The 3,008-nt window shown below is 46.8% G+C and carries 1 rRNA gene; it reads right to left on the bottom strand.

Annotated features, from left to right (window positions below):
- Positions 1–91: 91 nt before the first annotated feature.
- A 23S ribosomal RNA gene (locus OFO01_RS08875) occupies positions 92–2,997 on the bottom strand.
- Positions 2,998–3,008 lie beyond the last annotated feature (11 nt).

Genomic DNA, 3,008 nt, shown 5'->3' with positions numbered 1-3,008 from the left:
TTAACACTGCAAAAGTCATCAAGCTTAATAAAATCTTTTACCATTACTGTTAAAGGATTTCTAATACCTTTAACAAGGAAGTAATGCTTAAAAAGATAAGCAAACGAGCTATTAGTACCGGTCAGCTAAATGACTTTCATCACTTACACATCCGGCCTATCAAACAGATAGTCTTTCTGAGCTCTTAAAAGAAGATTCATCTTGGAGTTGGCTTCGAGCTTAGATGCTTTCAGCTCTTATCACATCCCGGCTTAGCTACTGGGCGATGCTCTTGGCAGAACAACCCATACACCAGTGGCCAGTTCGACTCGGTCCTCTCGTACTAGAGTCAACTCTCCTCAATCTTCTTACGCCCACGGCAGATAGGGACCGAACTGTCTCACGACGTTCTGAACCCAGCTCGCGTACCGCTTTAAATGGCGAACAGCCATACCCTTGGGACCTGCTCCAGCCCCAGGATGCGATGAGCCGACATCGAGGTGCCAAACCTCCCCGTCGATGTGAGCTCTTGGGGGAGATCAGCCTGTTATCCCCGGGGTACCTTTTATCCTTTGAGCGATGGCCCTTCCACACAGAACCACCGGATCACTAAGACCGACTTTCGTCTCTGCTTGACTTGTGTGTCTCGCAGTTAAGCTGGCTTATGCCTTTATACTCTACAAGCGATTTCCAACCGCTTTGAGCCAACCTTTGTAAGCCTCCGTTACATTTTGGGAGGCGACCGCCCCAGTCAAACTACCCACCAGACATTGTCCTACCTAAGGATAACTTAGGCTAGTTAGCTACCCAAATAAAGAAGAGTGGTATCTCAACAATGGCTCACCATACACCGGAGTATATGGATCAAAGCCTCCCACCTATCCTGCGCATCTTTATCCAAGCAGCAGTGTCAAGCTATAGTAAAGGTCCACGGGGTCTTTCCGTCTTGCCGCGGGTAGGAGGAATTTTCACCTCCACTACAATTTCACTGGATCCCTCTTTGAGACAGCTCCCATCTCGTTACGCCATTCATGCAGGTCGGTATTTAACCGACAAGGAATTTCGCTACCTTAGGACCGTTATAGTTACGGCCGCCGTTTACTCGGGCTTCGATCAGATGCTTCGCAAAAGCTGACATCATCAATTAACCTTCGAGCACCGGGCAGGCGTCACACCCTATACATCCTCTTACGAGTTAGCAGAGTGCTGTGTTTATGGTAAACAGTCGGGAGGGACTCTTTGTTGTAACCTTCTTTGCTTACGGAGTAAATCCTTAACAAAGTTAGGCACACCTTATACCGAAGATACGGTGCTATTTTGCAGAGTTCCTTAAAGAGAGTTCTTCCACGCGCCTTAGAATACTCATCCCACCCACCTGTGTCGGTTTACGGTACGGGCAATATTAGCTAAACTTAGAAACTTTTCTTGGCTCGATAGTATCAAGGATTCTCAATCTACTCCGAAGAGCGTCAAGAGCCTTTAATGTCTCGGATAAAGAGTTACGGATTTGCCTATAACTCAACCTACACACTTAGACCAGCACTTCCATCAGCTGGCTCCCCTAACTTTAAGCGTCCTTCCATCGCACACTAATATTGGTATCGGAATATTAACCGATTTTCCATCGCATACCCCTTTCGGACTTTGCTTAGGACCCGACTAACCCTACGATGACGAGCATCGCGTAGGAAACCTTGGGTTTACGGCGAATATGATTCTCACATATTTTATCGCTACTCATGCCTGCATGCTCACTTCTATCCGCTCCACCACTCCTTGCCGGTATGGCTTCGACGCTGAATAGAACGCTCTCCTACCACTTACACAAAAGTGTAAATTTAAAGCTTCGGTACTTATTTTAGCCCCGTTATATTTTCCGCGCAGAATCACTAGACCAGTGAGCTATTACGCTATCTTTAAAGGATGGCTGCTTCTAAGCCAACCTCCTGGTTGTTTCAGTAACTCCACATCGTTTTCCACTTAAATAAGATTTAGGGACCTTAGCTGTTAATCTGGGTTGTTCCCCTCTCGACGACGGATTTTATCACTCGCCGCCTGACTGCTGTGATTACATTATAAGTATTCGGAGTTTGATAGGGTTTGGTACATTGGTGTATGCCCTAGCCCATTCAGTGCTCTACCCCTTATAATTACGACACAACGCTATACCTCAATATATTTCGGAGAGAACCAGCTATCACGATGTTTGATTGGCCTTTCACCCCTATCCACAGGTCATCCGGAGCTTTTTCAACAGCCGTCGGTTGGGTCCTCCACCGGTTCTTACACCGGCTTCAACCTGCCCATGGATAGATCACATCGTTTCGGGTCTGCAGCATCTGACTAATCGCCCTATTAAGACTCGCTTTCGCTACGGCTCCGGGTTTCCTTAACCTCGCCAGATACCACAACTCGCAGGCTCATTATGCAAAAGGCAGTCCATCACCCTGATAAATCATAGGGCTCTGAATGATTGTAAGCAAACGGTTTCAGGTTCTATTTCACTCTGATCACCTCAGTTCTTTTCACCTTTCCCTCACGGTACTTGTGCACTATCGGTCTAGTAGTAGTATTTAGGGTTGGATAGTGGTCTACCCAGCTTCAGACAGGATTTCACGTGTCCCGCCCTACTCAGGATACTGCTAAGTAAAAAGGAGATTTCGCATACGGGATTATCACCCTCTATGATTAAACTTTCCAGTTTATTCTGCTATCTGCTTTTAGTCTTTATTGCAGTCCTACAACCCCACTAGCAAGCTAGTGGTTTGCCCTCTTACGCGTTCGCTCGCCGCTACTAGCGTAATCTCTTTTGATTTCTTTTCCTGAAGGTACTTAGATGTTTCAGTTCCCTTCGTTCGCCCCCGTAGGTAGTTAATATTACTATTAACTGGGTTGCCCCATTCGGAAATTCCCGGATCAAAGCCCCTTGACGGCTCCCCGAGACTTATCGCAGCCTGGCACGTCCTTCATCGCCTCTACTAGCCAAGGCATCCACCGTTTGCTCTTAGTAGCTTACCTTTTTTTACTTC

The sequence above is a fragment of the Campylobacter sp. JMF_01 NE2 genome (assembly GCF_027737365.1).
Lineage (GTDB): Bacteria > Campylobacterota > Campylobacteria > Campylobacterales > Campylobacteraceae > Campylobacter_B.
The sequence above is the reverse complement of the archived record's forward strand: the minus strand, read 5'-3'. Positions and strand labels throughout refer to the sequence as shown.